Source organism: Sutcliffiella sp. NC1 (genome assembly GCF_027594365.1).
GTDB classification, from domain to species: Bacteria; Bacillota; Bacilli; order Bacillales; family Bacillaceae_I; genus Sutcliffiella; species Sutcliffiella cohnii.
Map to the genome: position 1 here is coordinate 982,454 of NZ_CP115153.1, position 17,602 is coordinate 1,000,055.

At 35.6% G+C, this 17,602-nt stretch carries 17 protein-coding genes; 9 read left to right on the forward strand and 8 right to left on the reverse strand.

Annotated elements, in window-relative coordinates; genetic code table 11:
* Positions 1-101 precede the first annotated feature (101 nt).
* The 4 genes from proC (at position 102) to uppP (ending at position 4,143) form a co-directional block, all read left to right on the forward strand.
* Positions 102-911, forward strand: coding sequence for a pyrroline-5-carboxylate reductase (gene proC / locus O1A01_RS04935; protein WP_270065710.1), 810 nt, complete (start codon positions 102-104; stop codon positions 909-911).
* A gap of 96 nt (positions 912-1,007) precedes the next feature.
* Positions 1,008-2,078, forward strand: a complete 1,071-nt coding sequence (locus tag O1A01_RS04940) for an SDR family oxidoreductase (RefSeq protein ID WP_066419947.1) — start codon at positions 1,008-1,010, stop codon at positions 2,076-2,078.
* Between the two features lie 115 nt (positions 2,079-2,193).
* Positions 2,194-2,817 (forward strand): DUF3298 and DUF4163 domain-containing protein, encoded by a 624-nt coding sequence (locus O1A01_RS04945; protein ID WP_270065711.1) that lies wholly within the window; start codon positions 2,194-2,196, stop codon positions 2,815-2,817.
* A 495-nt stretch (positions 2,818-3,312) separates the two neighbouring features.
* A complete protein-coding gene (gene uppP, locus O1A01_RS04950) occupies positions 3,313-4,143 on the forward strand; it encodes an undecaprenyl-diphosphatase UppP (protein WP_066421186.1) in 831 nt (276 codons plus the stop codon).
* A 26-nt stretch (positions 4,144-4,169) separates the two neighbouring features.
* On the opposite strand, the gene O1A01_RS04955 is transcribed toward uppP, so the two are convergent.
* The gene (locus O1A01_RS04955) at positions 4,170-5,453 is read right to left on the reverse strand and encodes an ATP-binding protein (protein ID WP_270065712.1); all 1,284 of its coding nucleotides are present in this window, start codon (positions 5,451-5,453) and stop codon (positions 4,170-4,172) included.
* Between the two features lie 126 nt (positions 5,454-5,579).
* Between O1A01_RS04955 and O1A01_RS04960 the strand changes: the two genes are divergently transcribed.
* Positions 5,580-5,849, forward strand: a complete 270-nt coding sequence (locus tag O1A01_RS04960) for a hypothetical protein (protein ID WP_270065713.1) — start codon at positions 5,580-5,582, stop codon at positions 5,847-5,849.
* Between the two features lie 27 nt (positions 5,850-5,876).
* Here O1A01_RS04960 and O1A01_RS04965 read toward each other — a convergent pair whose 3' ends face one another.
* Positions 5,877-6,383: a MerR family transcriptional regulator gene (locus O1A01_RS04965; RefSeq protein WP_066421179.1), complete on the reverse strand. Its 507-nt coding sequence runs from the start codon at positions 6,381-6,383 to the stop codon at positions 5,877-5,879.
* Between the two features lie 480 nt (positions 6,384-6,863).
* Here O1A01_RS04965 and O1A01_RS04970 point away from each other — a divergent pair, with 480 nt between their 5' ends.
* The 3 genes from O1A01_RS04970 (at position 6,864) to O1A01_RS04980 (ending at position 10,397) form a co-directional block, all read left to right on the forward strand.
* Positions 6,864-8,135, forward strand: coding sequence for a helix-turn-helix transcriptional regulator (locus O1A01_RS04970; RefSeq protein ID WP_066421176.1), 1,272 nt, complete (start codon positions 6,864-6,866; stop codon positions 8,133-8,135).
* A gap of 16 nt (positions 8,136-8,151) precedes the next feature.
* Positions 8,152-8,292, forward strand: a complete 141-nt coding sequence (locus tag O1A01_RS04975; RefSeq protein WP_157076716.1) for a hypothetical protein — start codon at positions 8,152-8,154, stop codon at positions 8,290-8,292.
* Positions 8,293-8,489: 197 nt separating this feature from the next.
* Complete coding sequence (locus tag O1A01_RS04980; protein WP_270065714.1) at positions 8,490-10,397, forward strand: S8 family serine peptidase; 1,908 nt, start codon at positions 8,490-8,492, stop codon at positions 10,395-10,397.
* Between the two features lie 542 nt (positions 10,398-10,939).
* Here O1A01_RS04980 and O1A01_RS04985 read toward each other — a convergent pair.
* Positions 10,940-11,869, reverse strand: coding sequence for an RluA family pseudouridine synthase (locus O1A01_RS04985; protein WP_270065715.1), 930 nt, complete (start codon positions 11,867-11,869; stop codon positions 10,940-10,942).
* A 124-nt stretch (positions 11,870-11,993) separates the two neighbouring features.
* Here O1A01_RS04985 and O1A01_RS04990 point away from each other — a divergent pair, with 124 nt between their 5' ends.
* Positions 11,994-12,410, forward strand: a complete 417-nt coding sequence (locus O1A01_RS04990) for a DUF5365 family protein (protein WP_270065716.1) — start codon at positions 11,994-11,996, stop codon at positions 12,408-12,410.
* A gap of 25 nt (positions 12,411-12,435) precedes the next feature.
* On the opposite strand, the gene O1A01_RS04995 is transcribed toward O1A01_RS04990, so the two are convergent.
* The 5 genes from O1A01_RS04995 to O1A01_RS05015 form a co-directional block, all read right to left on the reverse strand.
* Entirely contained in the window at positions 12,436-12,921 is a 486-nt protein-coding gene (locus O1A01_RS04995; protein ID WP_066421155.1) for a thioredoxin family protein, read from the reverse strand.
* Between the two features lies 1 nt (position 12,922).
* Positions 12,923-13,357 carry a disulfide oxidoreductase gene (locus tag O1A01_RS05000; protein WP_066421152.1) on the reverse strand — a complete coding sequence of 145 codons (435 nt, stop codon included), beginning with the start codon at positions 13,355-13,357 and terminating at the stop codon, positions 12,923-12,925.
* Positions 13,358-13,828: 471 nt separating this feature from the next.
* The gene (locus O1A01_RS05005; protein ID WP_270065717.1) at positions 13,829-15,391 is read right to left on the reverse strand and encodes a GMC family oxidoreductase; all 1,563 of its coding nucleotides are present in this window, start codon (positions 15,389-15,391) and stop codon (positions 13,829-13,831) included.
* Entirely contained in the window at positions 15,369-15,980 is a 612-nt protein-coding gene (locus O1A01_RS05010) for a gluconate 2-dehydrogenase subunit 3 family protein (protein ID WP_270065718.1), read from the reverse strand. Before O1A01_RS05010 ends, O1A01_RS05005 begins: the two co-directional genes overlap by 23 nt.
* Before the next feature lie 373 nt (positions 15,981-16,353).
* Positions 16,354-17,595 carry a metal-dependent hydrolase family protein gene (locus O1A01_RS05015; protein WP_066419451.1) on the reverse strand — a complete coding sequence of 414 codons (1,242 nt, stop codon included), beginning with the start codon at positions 17,593-17,595 and terminating at the stop codon, positions 16,354-16,356.
* Positions 17,596-17,602: the final 7 nt, after the last annotated feature.

Here is a 17,602-nt window from a genome sequence, read left to right on the forward strand (position 1 = left end):
AGATAGCTTCGTCCGGAATCTATTTCTGGACGATTTTTTTGTGTAATCTAACACCCTTTTGTATAATACAAGTCAAGAGAAAAAAGGGAAGTGAACGAAAAATGAATAAAACGTTAGCATTTATAGGCTGTGGGAAAATGGCTCAAGCGATAATAGGTGGAATGATTCAATCAGGAATTGTCGATCGTGAGCGAATAATCGCAAGCGCAAGAACAGAAGAGACGAGGCAATTTGTAAAAAAGACTTTTAACATAAAAATCGAAAGAGATAATAAGCAAGTTGCAAAAAATGCTGATATATTATTTCTTGCTGTAAAGCCTGATGTTCATAAAGAAGTAATCGATGAAATAAAAGATTATGTGAAAAAAGATGTTATTGTAATTACGATTGCTGCGGGCATTACGTTGTCGTATTTGGAGAGCGGTTTTCATAACGGAGTAAAAGCAATTAGAGTAATGCCAAACACACCTTCTCTAGTGAGGGAGGGAATGAGTGTAATTACACCTAACAGATATGTTACTACTGATGAGCTTGACCTAGTAGTTAAGCTATGTGAAACGTTTGGTCAAGCTGAAGTAATGAATGAAGGGCTTATGGATGCAATTCCAGCAATAAGTGGATCTTCTCCAGCTTACGTATATATGTTTATTGAAGCGCTTGCTGATGGGGCAGTTAAACAAGGGATTCCAAGAGACCAAGCATATAAACTAGGGGCACAGGCAGTATTAGGTGCAGCGAAAATGGTATTAGAGACAGGAAAGCACCCAGGAGAATTAAAAGACCAAGTTTGTACACCAGGTGGAGCGACAATTGAAGCAGTATTAACTTTGGAAAAAGAAGGATTACGTTCAGCTGTTCTTTCTGCGATGGATGTCTGTACAGAGAAAGCTAAAGCACTTGCAAATAACTAATCCCTTTAAGTACCAGTACTAATATACATACTTATGTTGATAGATACTCCTATCTATATTAAACTTAAACGTAACCCGACAGTATAGGAGGCACCAATGAATATATTTTTAACTGGAGCAACTGGTTTTTTAGGAAGCAAGCTGATAAAACAATTTCTACTTGAAGGACATGCTATTTACTTGATAGCTAGAGATATAAAAAAGGCAGAAAGTACTCTATCGACACTATGTTCAACAGAAGATGCATCGATTACGATTTTTCAAGGAGATATAACAGCAAAGAACTTAGGGTTATCTGAGGACGATGTAACATATCTGGAAAATAAAATAGATGTATTTTATCATTTGGCAGCGCTTGTAAAGTTTGATGTGGAGTTAAGAGAAGAATTGATGGCAACAAACTTTGGAGGGACGAAAGAAGCGCTTAGTTTTGCTCACAAAATTAAAGTTAAAAAGTTTCTTCACGTAAGCACAGCATATACTGTAGGAACAAGCGACGAAGGATTTGAACAACTGTCCCCAATAGGACAAACATATTATAATCCATATGAAGAGAGTAAAGCGTTAGCAGAAAGAGCGGTGTTTGAGTACGCTGACAAAATGGATGTAAGTATTTTTCGACCAAGTATTATCGTAGGAGATTCCAAAACAGGTGAGGCAAATTCGCAATTTACGTTGTATGGGTTTATGCGTGGATTAGATTTATTCAAGAAACGGTTAGAAAGAAAAGGCCTTTTAACTGAAAAAATTCACTTAATTGGCTCAAGTGATGGAACTTCTAATCTTGTACCTGTTGACTATGTAGCAGATATACTCGCATTAGGAAGTCAAAAAGCTGAGAAAAATATGATTTACTTTATAACAAATCCTAATCCTTCCACTAATATGGAAATACTAAATGTTATTAAACATTACCTTCAGTTTAATAATTTGCAAATATATGAGTTTAATAGTCAGTACGAACTCAATCCGTTAGAAAAGCAAATGAATGAAATGATTAGTGTCTTTAAGCCATATTTAGATCGTAACATCATCTTTCACGACCAAAATACACAACAATTATTAAAAGATTCAAATTTACAGCATTTAAATATGACAGAAGATATACTACACCTCATCGTTAAATCATATTTTCAAACGAACAATGAAGAAAAGATGAAAGTCTAATAGCAAATCGCTATTGGGCTTTTTTATTTTTTTATCTTTATCTTTATCTTTATCTCTCTTCTTCTCCATCATTATTCGGAATATATATGAAATAATTAACGAAAGAGGTGAAAGTATGGCACTATTTACTCCGCCGGCTATTGTACGAACCCAAGTGTGGAGACTATCTCCTAAAGCGACAATATATTTTCCAATCGTTAGTGGATTGAAAAATAGTCAAGTACAACATTTTATTAATCATCGACTACAAAATGTAATCCATCATCTATTAGTTTCCCAAGGTTATTTCCAAAATAAAGATAGAGCAGAAGTAGTTAGTACGTTTGAAGTGAAAAATAATCAAAGAGGAATTTTAAGTATTGCCATAAGTAATTATACGTATATAGAAGGAGCAGCACATGGCTTAACGGTTATTCAATCACTCACGTTTAATACAGTAACAGGAAAACAATATTCGCTACCAGATTTGTTTAGTCCAAACAGTAATTATGTAGAAAGAATATCTAACGAAGTTCGAGCTCAGATTAGAAGAAGAGAAATTCCAACGTTAGAGCCTTTTGAAAATATCAACCCGAACCAATATTTTTATATAGCAGATAAAACAATCGTTATATATTTCCAAGCATACGAACTAAGCCCCTACGTCGTCGGACTACCAATGTTTCCTATAAACCTATTTTATCTTCAAGACATAGCAGCCCAAGGAGGACCAATCGACATTCTAGCGACGAATAGCTAAAGTCGAGGTTGGGACACAACTATTTTTATCAAAGTATAAAACGAACAAAAAATAGTAGAGTGGAAATAACCCGCTCCGGAAATGTACTTCGCTTTCCGCGGGCGGCTGGTGAGCCTCCTCGTGCTAAAGCACTGCTATCTTCTCACCTATGCCTTTGCTCCCGCAGGACAAGGAAGGCTTCGGCAGCGAAACATCGCACGAAGAAAAATGCGGAGGCATTTTTCGAGGAGTCTACGTACATTTCCTCCGCTAATTCTGCGATTGTTCGTTTTTTATCATGATCATTTTAGTTTTGTCTCAGCCTCTTTTTTTTGTTATTACAAAGTGGGGAGTACTACCTGTTTTGTAGAGGAAGGATTAATTTAAACCGCCACTCTGTTTCAAGGAAGTCAAAAAAGATAAGCAAAATATTAATTAAAATGTAAAATAAAAGATATAAAGTTTGTGTTACAATGGAAAAAGATTTTGCAATTTTTATATACAGAGGAGAACAATATGTCCATTTTAGAAGCGATTATTTTCGGTATAGTTCAAGGAATATCGGAATACTTACCTATTTCGAGTACAGCGCACATAGTTATCACTCAATACCTTTTAGGTTATAATTTACCAGGTTTATCATTTGAAATTTTTCTTCATTTAGCATCCATTTTAGCTGTTATTATTTATTTTAGAAAAGATATTATTTCCATCATTACCGGTTTTTTTGCCTACTTTAGAGAAAAGACTGCAGAGAATAAAACAAGTTTTTGGTTTGCCATTTACATTGTTGTTGCGACTGCTATTACTGGCGTCGGAGGCATACTGTTAGAAGATGCTTTTAGTGAAACGTTAAAACGTCCATTAACTATTTCTATTACGTTAACGATCACTGGTTTAGCCTTAATTTACATTGAGCGCTTGCATAAAGATGGAAATAGAACGGAAAAAGATATGACGTTGAAAGACTCTGTTATCGTTGGTATTGGACAAACTATCGCGGTTTTTCCAGGAATTTCTCGTTCAGGTTCTACGTTAGTAGCTGCTTTACTATCAGGATTAAATAAAGAAACTGCTGTAAGATATTCATTTTTACTATCAGTACCTGTTATTTTAGGTTCATCTGTATTAGCATTTAAAGATATTTCAGGAGGAGCGTTTGCGGAAGTTGGGGTGCCCGCATTAATCGTCGCGTTCATCGTGACATTCATCTTCTCTTGGTTAGGTATTATTTGGTTAATCGACTTCTTAAAGAGAAGTAAACTAATTTATTTTTCTATTTATTGTTTTATTTTAGCGATACTTGTTTATATATTTATTCCAGCAAGTGCAGTAGCAAACTTATAATAAGGAAAGGAGCTAGTTTTTAAAAACTATGCTCCTTTTTTGTAGCCAGGTATGGAAATTGTTACGACTGTACCTTTGTTTATTTTACTTTTAAATTGAATGTCTCCCCCATGAGCATAGATGATGGAAAAAGCCGTCATAAGGCCAAGACCAGTACCTTTTTCAATAAGGTTGTAGGCTGGTTCACCAAGTCTTTCTATTTGTTCCGAGGTCATGCCAACACCATTATCTTTAACTTGTATAATAACGTTTTTATTTTTCATAAAACATTTAACTGTCACTTTGCCATGTGGGTTACTTACAGCATCAATTGAATTTTTTAAAATATTAATAAGTGCCTCGCATAAAGGTGCAAAATCTCCTTTTAATCGATAGTTTTTTTCGTGAAAACAATCAATCGGCACTTTACTATTGGATGAATAAGTTGTTAATGCTTCGATTGATGAATCAATAAGCTCTATTGAAGATATTGATTTCATTTCAGATACTTTATTGTTAGCTAAATTTAAAAAATTTTGTACTATTTCTTCCGTCCGATCTAATTCATGTAGAATAATAGGAACGAATTCTTTATTCGATTTATTTTGTTCAGTACCTAATAGTTGAGAAAAACCTTTAACGACAGTTAAAGGTGTTCGAATTTCATGCGCAACGCTTGCGGCCAAGCTAGATACCATAGAAAGACGTTTTGTTTTTTGCACTTGTCTTTGGATTGCTGCAATATCTAGAAAATACTCTAATAAAAAAATGGCTAGAACGATAGTGATAAAGCTAAATACCCCTAGTAAAATTGCATAACGGAAATCTTCAAAAAGATGATTGTATTGAAATTGAAGGAAGGAATGTCCGAAATAAATTACAAAATAAAGAGCTAAAAATTTAATGGAAATAATAAAAAATGATGAAACAAACTTGATTTTTTTATTAAAATCAGCCCAATATGGGTAAAGAAATGCAGGTAAGATTGTGTATAGAGGGGTAGCGATGAACGTTGAAATTATTCCGTCATACCCACCAATAAGTAAACGAAAAAGTAGTAAAACTACAATCGTAAAAAATCCATATAAGTACCCTCCATATAATATAGCTATTATGATTGGAATGCCACGCAAGTCAAAATTTACACCAGCATGAACGAATATTGGAAACAGCATACACATGATGGAAGATATAGAACAGCTTATAAATAAGTACATTTTTTGCATCGATTCGTTAATGATTTCATTCCGATAAAATGTAATGCTATGATAAAGTAAAATGGGAAAGAGAATAAAGAAAAGATGCAAAATAAAATCTTTTATGTAAATCATGTTTGTCACCTTACATTTCTTTTTAAGTTAACTATTGTTGTCTATCATGTAATCAAATTACCATAAAAAACTGGTAATTTCTATATTTTTCAATATATTTCGAAAAAAGATTAGGAGAATTATTTTATGAAATTATTACAAAACTATTTAAATCTTTGGAATAATCGGAAGGTCGAGCTTGACAATGTAGCTGAACAAGAGCATTTTCAACTGCTCCTAGAGAGGGAATTAAATGATGAGTTAACACATCCAAGGTTAAGGAAGACGATACATGAAAAGTTTTCACTAGCTGTTGCCCGTATTATCGATTCGAACCTTCCTAATGATGATAAGATTGAATTGATCGAAGCTTTTCGAGATGTATTAGCAAAAATCGAAAATAGGCAGAAAAAATAACGGCAACAACTTTGTATGCCGTTATTTTTAAAAGATACTAAAAATAGCTTTTGCAATTCCTCGTCTTTTCGGTTTTAATGGCAGTGGGTTTTGAATCTGGGTAGTCCTCGGTTTAGAAGCTTGAAGTTTTTCTTCCATTTCTATTAACTTTGTCTCCAACGTTTCTACTTTAGAAGACAGTTCTTCAATTTCTTTTCTTTGTTGTAAAAGTTGATAGGATACAACATCATCTGCCTTTTGTTGAATTTGTATTTCTGCTACTTTTAGTCGTGATAAAATTTTTTCTAGTTGATCCATGGTTGTGACATTCTCCTCTTCTCTCTCTTTTATTAGTTGTCGGGATTGTTTAGTAGTTGTTGTGACGTCTTCACCATTAATTTCTTTAATTTTTTGTACAGCTTGTTCATTGTAAACATAATGGCCAAATGCATTTTTATTGCAAGGGATTTTATATCTTTTCACCCAATCTCGAACTGTCCGTGGCGAAACTCCAATCTCATCAGCAATCTCATTTGTTTTCATTTGCCTCAACATTTATCCCTCCTTAAATAATAATTACACAGAGGTTTTCATTTTCCTTTCAGGCTGACAAAAGTAGTGTGAATTCGGCAAAGAAAGTGAAAAAGGTACATGGGTGTCTATCTTGAAATTAAGAAGTTGGTTAAAGGTTTGTCCGTTTCACTTGCGGTGTTCGCTTTGTCTACCGTACCGCGACGTCCTGTCGCACGGTCGACACTAGCACATCATGTGCGTCGCCATGAGCGTGGCTTGAGTCTCCTCCTCGCTTTCACTTGTTCGGGGTCTGGAGGACATAGCAAATTTAGCCTAAATAAACATTTTTTTAGTAAAAATTTCCTATGCTTAGAAGAATAAAAAAACTACTTAAATTTGTATGATAAAGACCATATAATAAAGGGAAGATATTTTGTTTCAATTTTTAAAATATTCCATTATATAAAATTGTCTTTATAAATTTTAAAAAATAGACAGTTTATAAAGGAAGGAAAAGGCGTTATGACGGTAGAACAACGGATACATATAATGGACGTAGGAAGTAAAATTAAATTTTTTCGGCTCCGTAGAAATTTTACACAAGAAGAATTAGCACAAGGAATCATATCGGTTTCTTATTTATCAAAAATTGAAAACAATATCACGACTCCTAGTTTGGAAGTATTAAAATTACTTTCTGAAAGATTAGAAGTAGATTTGTTTGAGCAAGAAAATGAATCATTGTTACAACAAATGTTTAACTGGTATTACTCAGTTAGAGATGGTAATGCTGAGCAGAGTAGAATTTTATTTCAAAAGCTGGAACCGTTGATTACTACTCAATCATTAAAAACGTATATTTATTTTTCACTTTTTAAAGCGAGATATTTTATTTTATTAAGGAAGTTCGATGAGGTTGAATTGGAATTAAGTAATTTGGAACAATATCAAGCTACCTTCGATTTGAAAATGACATATTTTTATTATAAGTTTCAATCTATCATTTTTTATATAAAAAATAACTTTCATGATTCCATTGAAAAGTTAAAAGAAGCGGAGAAAGCCTTGCACCATAGTACAGACTTAGACCAGACGGAGAAAGCGGATATCTATTATTTATTAGGGCTTGCCTATAGTCAGTTAATGAGGGTGCCGATAAGTATTATTTATACGAAAGAATCTCTATTAATATATCAATCAACCTACAATTATACACGAAGTGCAGAGTGTCAAATTCTTCTTGGGATTAGTTATCGAAGAATTGGAGAATACGATAAAGCTGAGGAGAGTTATATATTGGCATGGAAAATAGCTGAATTATCAAATAATCAGGTATTACAAGCTACCATTTGTCATAATTTAGGTAAGTTATTTTCCGATCAAAAACAGCATGAAAAGGCATTAGTACAATTTCAAAAAAGTTATAAATTAAAAGAAAATGTATCGGTCTTGTCCAAATTAAATACTATTTTTTCAATTGTTGATGAGTACTACCAGTTAGGAGATTTAGAGCATTCTTTTAATTGGCTTGAGCTAGGAAGAACCCTCCTAGAAGAAAAGGAAGAATACAAAAAATATAGTATCTCCTTTCATTTGATGAACTATTTACTAACAAAGGAATATGAACAGCTAGATACCTATTTTTTAGAAATAGCTTTACCATACTATCGGAAGCACCATATGAAAGAGCTAATTCTTAAATTTAGTGAAAGGTTAGCTTTACATTTTGAACAATGTTTTAAATATAAAAAGGCAAGTTATTATTATTCTTTATGTTATAAGGAAATAAAATAAATTTTAAGGAGGAAATATGATGCATAAACTATTAAAAACGTTGGTAGGTGCAGGGCTTGTTATATCTCTATCATTAGGAGTGCAGCTTGTAGACCATAATGCGAATCAATCATTAATTGCTTTAGAAGAGCATCCTGATCCAGTACATTTTGGATAATGAGGCAAGGCATTGTTTCCTAAGAGAAACAATGTCTTTTTCGTTGTTTATAGTAAACTGTCATTCTTTTTCCATTGGGAAAATAGGGTGAAAAAAAGTAATAGTATGACATACTAATAGACTGAATTTTCCCAATACCGGAAAAGGTTTCTCCTATGCTATCTTATTAATGAATGAAGATGAGGAGTTGAGGAGAAATGAAGGGGAAAAAAAGAGTTGTGCTATCAGTAGTTGCTTCCGCTGCTATCTTAGCATCAGTTATGGTTAGTTCACCAACTAGTGGGGCAGATTTTCAAGTGAATTTTAATGGTGTGAAAAGTTTAGAAAATGCTAGTTTGGCTAAACCGGTAAGTAGCGGGGAGGCATCCTTTCTAGTAGATACGGAAAATATTAATATTCCTAAAGGTATTCAAAAGAAGTTAGAAGCAGTCTCGAAAAATAACGAACTATACATCGTACAATTTACTGGACCTATTTCAGAAGAAGAGAGAAAAGGATTGGAGTCTCTAGGAGTATCGATTCTAGATTACATTCCAGATTATGCTTTTATTGTACAATATAGTGGTGCTACTAAAAATATAAGTTCTTTGCATTCGGTTGAGAATGTACAACCATTTTTACCATTTTATAAAATTGACCCTGCGCTTTTAACGAAAGGAGCTTCTCAGCTAGTTCAAGCGGTTATTTTAAATACAAAACACGAAAACAAAAACATGAAATTTAACGGTTTAGATGAGATTGTTCAGCATGCTGCTAATAATGAAGTTCTTTATATTTCGCCAAAGCCTGAGTATGAGCTAATGAATGATGTAGCAAGAGGAATAGTAAAAGCAGACGTTGCACAAAACAATTACGGACTATATGGACAAGGTCAAGTAGTTGCAGTAGCGGATACGGGTTTAGATACAGGTCGTAACGATAGTTCTATGCATGAAGCATTCCGTGGGAAAATTACAGCTCTTTACGCGTTAGGAAGAACTAACAATGCAAATGATCCGAATGGGCATGGTACGCATGTAGCTGGTTCTGTACTTGGTAATGCTTTAAATAAAGGAATGGCTCCGCAAGCTAACTTAGTCTTCCAATCTATTATGGATAGCAGCGGAGGATTAGGAGGATTACCATCGAATTTAAATACGTTATTTAGTCAAGCTTGGAATGCTGGCGCTAGAATTCATACTAACTCTTGGGGGGCCCCAGTAAATGGAGCGTACACTGCTAACTCGAGACAAGTGGATGAGTATGTTCGAAACAATGATATGACGGTACTTTTTGCAGCTGGAAATGAAGGACCTAACTCTGGAACAATTAGCGCTCCAGGGACAGCGAAAAATGCCATTACGGTCGGCGCAACGGAAAACTACCGACCAAGTTTCGGTTCAATTGCAGATAACCCTAATCATATCGCACAATTTTCATCGAGAGGAGCTACGAGAGATGGACGAATTAAACCAGACGTAACAGCTCCTGGAACATTTATATTATCAGCACGCTCTTCTTTAGCACCAGACTCTTCGTTTTGGGCGAATTATAACAGTAAGTATGCGTATATGGGCGGTACCTCTATGGCGACACCTATAGTTGCGGGGAATGTCGCGCAATTACGCGAGCATTTTATAAAAAATAGAGGAATTACACCTAAACCTTCCTTAATAAAAGCTACACTTATCGCTGGGGCTACTGATGTTGGTTTAGGATATCCAAGTGGTGACCAAGGCTGGGGGCGTGTTACTTTAGATAAATCGTTAAATGTAGCGTATGTCAATGAAGCAACTGCATTAACAACAGGACAAAAAGCAACGTATTCGTTCCAAACGCAAGCGGGTAAACCATTAAAAATCTCGTTAGTATGGACAGATGCACCTGGAAGTACAACAGCATCTTATACACTAGTTAATGATTTAGATCTAGTTATTACTGCTCCGAATGGACAAAAATATGTAGGTAATGATTTTAGTTATCCTTATGATAATAATTGGGATGGTCGCAACAATGTTGAGAACGTATTTATAAACGCTCCGCAATCTGGAACGTATACAATTGAGGTTCAAGCGTATAACGTTCCATCTGGACCACAGCGTTTCTCACTAGCTATCGTACATTAATATATTATTAATAAGAAAAAACTAAGGTATTTTCACCTTAGTTTTTTCTCATTTTGCTCAACGATTATATTTTTTTTCACGACTATGGATGCTAACAAAACGAGACTACAAAACAGTGCTGTTACAATTGTAACTAGGGTGCCACCTATTAGTAAAAAAATATCGTGTCCCCTCATTAACCAAAACCAACATACAAATGTTAGCAACCAAGTAAAAAACAAAACAGTAAAACTGTATAGGACATGGAATTGGTACGTCCTAACATTTTGACCGTATTTTACAATGAAGAAATATCCTAAAAATATAGAGGAAATCATTAAGAATATGTGTAACAGTAGGACATAATCATACATATCTCTTCACCTTTCCTTTTTACCATTCTATTGGTTAGATACGGAAAGTGTGAAAAATAGGCGACAAGATTATATACTTTTAATTTTGCGACATCAAATTTGGTCACGTTGATATCAAGTAACATTTGAAAAGAATACTTCCATTTCGGATATGTGCTTATCCTTTCGGAAGGTATACAAGGGTGAGACCTATTCAAAATTTGATTTTATTTTTTTAAGCAACAAAGGAGGACAAAAGCTTTCCGGGATAGGCGCTTTAGCATGTAAAGATGTATTGTCAAATGGGTGAAGGACGGTAATGTGCCATGCGTGAAGTGCGTGCCGTCCTCCATTTTTCGTTTTTGCTCCATATAATTGGTCCCCAACGAGTGGATTCCCGATACTGCTCATATGTACCCTTATTTGATGAGTTCTTCCTGTTTCTAATGTTAGTTTAACTAAAGTACAATTATCTTTTGAAAATTGCTCTAATACTTCAAAATGAGTAACTGCTTTTTGACCAGTCTTTGCAACTACTCTTCTATTGGAATGGTGGCGGTCTTTCCCAATAGGTTTATTAATTGTTCCTTTTTTCGTTGTTACAGTACCTTCAACTAACGCTAAATACGTTCTTGTTATTTCTCTTCTCTCTAAAGACCGGTCTAAAATCGCTCCACTTAAAGCATGCTTTGCAAATAAAATGGTCCCACTCGTATCCCTATCTAACCGATGTATATGGCGGACCTTTTGTCGAATTCCTTGATGGTGAAAGTACGCAGCTACCCCGTTTGACAGGGAAGTTGTATCTCTTTCAGATGAAGGATGAGTATCGACTCCGTATGGTTTATTTATGATTAATAGGTTTTCGTCTTCCATTAAAATATCGATGTTCATCTTAGTGGGAGGAGGAGTAATTGTCTCGTCGTAAATCACTTTAAATGTAATGCGATCATTTTCATTTAATGGCTTTACCCAGTTTGGTTCTTCCTCATTAACTTTTACAGTTTTGCTCATTCGGATTTCGTGTAGTAATGTTTTAGGAATACCAATATCATGCTTTAAAAAGTCTTGCAACGACCTTTGCGTAAATGGCTGACTGCAAACTATCTCTATCATATGACCACGGATGGAAATTTTCATTTATCTTCACCTTTCAATAATTGGTATAATTCTGACCTTTAAGATTCCAGTAACTACCTACTTAATTCCTTTATTATATATGGTAATCTTGAATAAAGAAAAGATAACAAAGGTGGGTTTCACTGTGAAAGTCGTATATGCATCAACTCCTGAACAGGAGGATCATATTGATGAACTAATTTACTATTTATTAACCGACGTACTTCCTCATTATGTAACAGACCGAGATATGGAGAAGCTGGATTTAACGGTAGGGTCTATACATACGAAAGGAATTAATGAGACATTTACGTATTACAATGGGACGTTAAGGGAAGCATTTTATATCATCTCAAGCCTTCAATCTATAATTGCTGTTATTGAAGCCATTCAAGAAGAAACGGTAACTGCTAAACACCGTACTATTTTTAATAGAAATGTTACGATGTTAGAAGAGTATGGTTTCCATTTTCCATTTCCACTGGAGCAATTTATTAAACAAAATAATACACCGTATTCATTTACGAAATACGGGAAAGCAGCAAATGAATACTTAGTTTAAAATACTAGTAAAAAAGAAGAGACTATTAGCTTTCGCTAGCAGTCTCTTCTTTTATTTGTTCTAGCCATTGTTCAAATACAGGTTCTTCTTGGTAACCTTCAACACGGTTAACTTCTTTTCCATCAACGAAATGAATAAGGGTAGGTGTTGCTCGAATAGCATAGTCATTCCAACCTTCTTCAAATTCACGTAAGTTATATAATTGGACATTAACATCCATTTCTTCTGCAAGAGGAACTAGAATAGGAGTTGTTAATTGGCAATACTGACAATCAGGCGCAAAAAAGTAAACAGTAGTTGGAACATTGTTATTTAAGTTTTCTTCTAAATCATCTGGTAGTATAACGTTTTCGTATAATGGGTTTCCTAATATTTTAACAGTTTCTGGATGAACAACATCTTTTCCATAAGGATTTCCTTTTGATTGTTCTTTTTGTTGATAGTTTGTTATGAATGCAATTGCACCAAAGACGACGACAATAACTGAAATAATAGCAATTATTTTTTTCATATTATTTTCCTTCTTTCTTATACTTTCTAACAAGTAATAATAGTATTGTAATTAATATAAAACCGATGAGTGCTAAAAATGGGATAGTGATAAAACCTAACAAGTTAATATATTGTCCAGTACATGGGACAATACCACATTCTAATGCGTTATCTGCAAAAATAGGCACTTTTTGGATTAAATAATGGTAGGAAGATATTGCAATCCCGATAATAGAAAAGGGTAGAGCATATGTTGTAATGTTTGCGTCCTTTTTGACTGCAGCTATACCTAATATAATAACAAGCGGATACATTAAAATACGTTGGTACCAACAGAGGTCGCAAGGTATAAATAATAGTATTTCGGAAAAGTATAAACTTCCGAGCATTGCAACTAGAGCGACGATGAATGCTCCGAATAAAAGGTTTTCCACGAGCTTTGTATGATTCACTATTTAACCTTCTTTCATCTATCTTCTTGAAAATTATAGTATAGAGTAATAGGATGATGCAAAGGAAAAAACTTACGATGATAAATTGTTTGTCTGTTTTTTGACAATTTAAGAAATAGGTTGGGACTAGACTATTTAATCAAATTAAAAAACGAACAATGATTTTCGGGGAAGACCCGCTCCGGAAATATACTTCGCTTTCCGCGGGCGTGTCTAGTTACGGCGGCTTGGCCCTCGAGACATAAGCCAGTCACTTCAGTTGGGCAAAGAGCGCCCAACTGAAGTGACTGGCTTATGCTTGTCGGGCCAGGTCGAGCCGCCTTCACTTTTCGTAGCTGGTGAGCCTCCTCGTGCTTCGCACTGCTATCTTCTCACCTATGCCTTTCCTCCCGCTGGAGTCTACGTATATTTCCTCCGCTAAATCTCCAATTGTTCGTTTATTAATTGATCATTTTAGTCTTGTTTGAGCCTCTTTTAGCTAATATTTTGCAACTTTAATTCTTCCAGTATAAATTCCGAACTTCTTAATGCTAATGCATATACAGTTAATGTAGGATTTGCAGAGGGAGCAGTGACAAATGTCGGTGTGCCTACAATAAATAAATTAGGAATATCGTGACTCTGACCGTAGCTATTCACTACTGAATTGGTTGGGTCAGTACCCATTCGACATCCACCCATTAAGTGTGCATGTGCCTTTAAATGGTAGAGTGGTTTGCCACCAGATGCTTGACCAATTTGAGATAGAAGTTCTCGAGCAGCTTCGCGAATTTTTATATCATTTTCACCATAAGAATGTTGAACCTTTGGTATAGGAAGACCGTGCTCATCTTTCTTTTCACTTAAAGTAACACAGTTTTCCTTCTGTGGTAATGTTTCTCCTAACATGGCGAAACTTCCATAGTAATTATAATCTAACATTCGGCTTCTAAATTCTTCACCGTAAAGGGAAGGTTCGTTTTCAAAAAATAGAGAAGCTAGTCGCATCGGTCGTAATCCGTAAGAATTCATAATAAACCCTCTAGCGTAGTTAGAAGTTTTACCATACTCATAAGGATCTAATGTTAATGCTTGTACTGGATTACCACGGTACATACGAATTTCTTCATCGAATTTAATAATCATTTTATCATTTAAATTTGTCATAATATATTTTCCGACTAAACCACTACTGTTGGCAATTCCGTCTGGGTAGTTGGAATTTGCACTTTGTAGAAGCAGTCGAGGTGTTTCAACTGCATAAGTTGCAAGCACAACAAGACGAGCTTCTTGGAAATGTGTTTCATTATTTTTAATATATTCAACACCGCGCGCTTTCCCATGGGAATCGACATCGATACGGCTTACCATAGCATCTGTTATAATTTTTGTACCGTATTTTATAGCTTTCGGAATGAATGTGTTTAAAGGTGTCGTTTTTGCATCGGGCATACACCCTTCCTCACAAAACCCCCGATTGGTACACGGAGCTCGATGTTCATGTGGAGCTGATAAAATAGCGAGTGGGGAAACGGAATGCTGTAATCCAGCATTTTCACATCCTTCTCTAAACTTTAAGGTGTTATTACTTAAATCATGGTGTGGTGGGTATGGATACTTCCCACCGTATGGCTCCCACGGGAAGTCTATTGGCCCCGATAACAGCAGCTCTTTTTCTAACTTTTCGTAATAAGGTTGTAATGTTTCATAAGATATCGGCCAATCTTCTCCAACCCCTTCAAACGTGTATGCTCGAAAGTCTGAGTGATGAAATCGTAATAGTTGAGCCGTATAGTGGACTGCGCTCCCACCTACACCTTTCCCGGAAGTACTTCTTGCTAAATCAAGTGGGTCACTGCCTAAGCTAATTCGTGGGTCATTCCAAAAAAGCTTCTCCATCTCCAATTCGTCACTAGCAAAGTCGTTAACTGGCAACCTTTTAGGACCAGCCTCTATGCAAACAACGGAAAGCCCTTTTTTACTAAGCTCGCTGGCAATCACACTACCACTAGCACCAGCTCCAACAATACAAACATCAATGATTTTTGTTTTGCTCATTATTAGGCGCCTCCCACGGATCAAATTGATCAAAACCGAACGTATAATAGCCTCTTGGAAACGCAGGGCCACCAAAGCCAATATCGGACCAAACGGAAGGGTCTGCGTATATAATTTTAAGTAGTTCATATGTAAAAGTAGTGAAAAATAACTTTGGCGTTATTTTTATCCAGACTTCACTAGAGCCTATGTTTTCAACTAACTGTCCAACATATGAGATTTGTAGTTTTTTCTCCAAAGTAGAAAAGGGATGGTGAAATTGCGTATAGCATTCGGTAGCAACATATCGTAATCCTGTACGTATTACATCTACTTTTTGTAATGTTGTGCCTTTTACATAGCCGTTTATTTTATTTTCTCGCATTCGTTGATCCAAAAGGGCAAGCACGTTTACACCAATATCTCCTAAATGAGATGGGAAAATAATAGGGTAAAGAGCGATAATGGTGTTTTGTTCTTCTGGTGTAAAGAAAGAAACATCACTGGCAGCGAGTCTATTACGTATGACTCTTTGCGTGATTACGTCCCATTCGTGGAATTGATCCATTACGTTGTATTCTTCGTAATGAGGAGATTTTGGATGTTCCAATTGTGAGCACCTTCTTTCTTAATTGGGAATGTATCCCTTATAACAAGTCTACTTCAAATTAGGTGTTTTCATACAAAACTGGTTGGAGAATCTTAGGTGGCTTATCTACCTTGAGGATAGCCTGTGGGGTTATCGCAAATAAAAGGATGGTTACGGCAAATAAAAGGGAGTTATTGCAAATAAGAGAGTGGTTACCGCCAATAAAAAGGGCTTACCGCTAATAAAAGATGGGTTTCCACAAGTAAAAGGGTGAATGACCGCAAAAAAAGATACCGAAAATAATATGCTATTAAAAATTGTAACAACTTTAAATTAAAATAAAAAACAAGTGAGGAAAAAAGTCTTAATTTTCCCCACTTGCTTGATCGAATTATTACACTAAGTTCTTTTCGATTTGCCCATCTTTCATTACAACTTGTATGTTTTCAGTGTTTGCTAGTGAGTAAATATCGTCTAGCGGGTTCCCTTTCACAACAATGATGTCAGCTAGTTTGCCCTCTTGTAACGTTCCTACTTTATCTTCCCAACCGAGACATTCCGCGGCAGTTTTAGTCGATGCGACAATGGCATCCATTGGTGTCATTCCATAATCGACCATAAGGCCAAGTTCACGAAGGTTTATCCCGTGTGGCATAACGCCAGCGTCAGTACCCATCGCGATTTTTACACCGGCTTTATATGCACGAGCAAAACTTTCTCTATGTTGTTCAATTACTTCTAGTGATTTTTTAACTGCAGATTGAGGCATACCAAGCTCGTCAGCCATTTCAAGAACAGCTACAGGTGCAAGTAACGTTGGAACTAAGTAAGTTCCGTTTTCAACCATTAATTGAATCGATTCATCATCAAGGAAAATACCGTGTTCTATTGAATGAATACCTGCTTTAACAGCATTTTTAATTCCTTCTGCTCCTTGAGCGTGTGCCATTACTTTGACACCTTTACGGAATTTTCCTTCCTCTACAATTACCTTTAGCTCTTCTAACGAGAATTGAGTGAACTCTGGATGGTCTGTCGCACTTAAAACTCCACCAGTAGCATGCACTTTAATGACCTCAGCTCCTGCACGTAACATTTCTCTTGTTTTCTTACGGACTTCTTCCACACCGTCACAGCGCCCATCTGGCATACCAGGGTAGTTAGAGGGAAGTAAATCTAACACTTGACCTGATACTTGATAGCCGTCTCCATGACCACCAGTAATCGTTAATGCATTAATACTAACTTGTAATCGAGGACCTTTAATATATCCTTGTTCAACAGCTTGTTTAACCCCAAGATCTGCCCCAAGCGCATCACGAACAGATGTTACACCAGCGTTTAGTGTCTTTTCTAAATATTTTTCCGCTTTATAATACATCATCGAAAATGGTGTTGTTAATCTTTTCTCAATTGGTTCGTATTCAAACATCATATGAACGTGTGAATCGATAAAGCCGGGTAAAACAGTGCCGCCTTGAGCATCAACAATTGTTTCATCTCCAGTGGAAGTGTACTCACTTTCAGGCCCAACGTATTCAATCAATTTATCATTAACTACGACAATATAATCTAATTTTTGTTCTGCACCTGTTCCATCTATAACTACTCCGTTTTTAAAAACAGTTTTTTTCATCTGTAAT

What these genes read in the sequence shown, in the direction of transcription:
- O1A01_RS04985 (WP_270065715.1), bottom strand. Translation starts at nt 11,869, where the DNA reads ATGAAAATTTCCATCCGTGGTCATATGATAGAGATAGTTTGCAGTCAG.
- O1A01_RS04965 (WP_066421179.1), bottom strand. Translation starts at nt 6,383, where the DNA reads ATGTTGAGGCAAATGAAAACAAATGAGATTGCTGATGAGATTGGAGTT.
- proC (WP_270065710.1), top strand. Translation starts at nt 102, where the DNA reads ATGAATAAAACGTTAGCATTTATAGGCTGTGGGAAAATGGCTCAAGCG.
- O1A01_RS04940 (WP_066419947.1), top strand. Translation starts at nt 1,008, where the DNA reads ATGAATATATTTTTAACTGGAGCAACTGGTTTTTTAGGAAGCAAGCTG.
- uppP (WP_066421186.1), top strand. Translation starts at nt 3,313, where the DNA reads ATGTCCATTTTAGAAGCGATTATTTTCGGTATAGTTCAAGGAATATCG.
- O1A01_RS05005 (WP_270065717.1), bottom strand. Translation starts at nt 15,391, where the DNA reads ATGAGCAAAACAAAAATCATTGATGTTTGTATTGTTGGAGCTGGTGCT.
- O1A01_RS04980 (WP_270065714.1), top strand. Translation starts at nt 8,490, where the DNA reads ATGAAGGGGAAAAAAAGAGTTGTGCTATCAGTAGTTGCTTCCGCTGCT.
- O1A01_RS04960 (WP_270065713.1), top strand. Translation starts at nt 5,580, where the DNA reads ATGAAATTATTACAAAACTATTTAAATCTTTGGAATAATCGGAAGGTC.
- O1A01_RS04995 (WP_066421155.1), bottom strand. Translation starts at nt 12,921, where the DNA reads ATGAAAAAAATAATTGCTATTATTTCAGTTATTGTCGTCGTCTTTGGT.
- O1A01_RS04975 (WP_157076716.1), top strand. Translation starts at nt 8,152, where the DNA reads ATGATGCATAAACTATTAAAAACGTTGGTAGGTGCAGGGCTTGTTATA.
- O1A01_RS04970 (WP_066421176.1), top strand. Translation starts at nt 6,864, where the DNA reads ATGACGGTAGAACAACGGATACATATAATGGACGTAGGAAGTAAAATT.
- O1A01_RS05015 (WP_066419451.1), bottom strand. Translation starts at nt 17,595, where the DNA reads ATGAAAAAAACTGTTTTTAAAAACGGAGTAGTTATAGATGGAACAGGT.
- O1A01_RS04955 (WP_270065712.1), bottom strand. Translation starts at nt 5,453, where the DNA reads ATGATTTACATAAAAGATTTTATTTTGCATCTTTTCTTTATTCTCTTT.
- O1A01_RS04945 (WP_270065711.1), top strand. Translation starts at nt 2,194, where the DNA reads ATGGCACTATTTACTCCGCCGGCTATTGTACGAACCCAAGTGTGGAGA.